The following is an 860-nucleotide window of genomic DNA, read 5'->3' on the forward strand; positions in this document are numbered from 1 at the left end:
AGCCTTCTAGGAGATCATCAACGACTTTAATATCGTGAACAGAGGCTGGTGTCACAACATAGTTGAGAATAAACCCCGACAAAGTGACCAACATATGGACTTTAAAACCATAGAACCAAAGGTTTTTAGCGGCATTATACCCAATATCAGCGACATCATTGAAAATCTTGGCGCTATGATTGCGAATAGGCTGGCAAAGCGGTAATGGAAAACTGTCCATAATCACAATAGTATCTGGCGAGATTGACCCACTCAAGGCTTGTCGAATGAGTTGAACCAACCAAATCAATTGCTTTGTTCGTCTATTAAAGCGGCTTCTTTCTAGTAAGTTATGACCAAAGAAAAGGTGACAAATCCTGTAAAAACGGCGTTGTGATGTTATCCCTAACTCAGATTGAAGTAGTAATAAAACAAGAAGTGACTCATCTGAAACTTTGGCTAAACCGATATTGCGACAATGCTTCAACGAATCGGGGCAGTAGGTCCGATAAAATGGAGAGCTGATTTGGGATAATTGGTTGATATTCCATTGTAAATGATGGGATTTAGCGGTATACTATAAGTGGCTCATTAGGACTATACTGTTTGTTTTATCACATACAGTATAGTCCTTTTGGGCTTTTTATTGTTGTTGAAAATCAACTAGCACCACGAGTTATTTTAGTAAAATTATACGCTTTTGATGTTTCTAAAAAACCTGATTTTCGGCTTTCCAGTAAAAAAAACAAATCTAGGTATTGGCACTGCCCCCCAATAATGGGACATAAGAAAAACACTTTTATACGATCGATTTTCTGTATTGAACAGGAGATAAGTCGTCTAATCGCTGTTGAATTCTAGTTTCATTATAAAATGTGATA

Annotated in this window: 2 protein-coding genes; both read right to left on the bottom strand. The window is 37.3% G+C overall.

The genetic code is table 11. From position 1 onward, the window contains the following. Positions 1 to 523 (bottom strand): IS982 family transposase (locus tag ACMZ6U_RS10540; RefSeq protein ID WP_416108364.1); only part of this gene is annotated, 523 nt, incomplete at its 3' end. Between the two features lie 255 nt (positions 524 to 778). After that, positions 779 to 859: an IS3 family transposase gene (locus tag ACMZ6U_RS10545; RefSeq protein ID WP_416108365.1), complete on the bottom strand. Its 81-nt coding sequence runs from the start codon at positions 857 to 859 to the stop codon at positions 779 to 781. Between the last annotated feature and the right edge of the window lies 1 nt (position 860).

It is taken from the genome of Streptococcus pluranimalium (assembly GCF_047785745.1).
Classification (GTDB): domain Bacteria; phylum Bacillota; class Bacilli; order Lactobacillales; family Streptococcaceae; genus Streptococcus; species Streptococcus pluranimalium_B.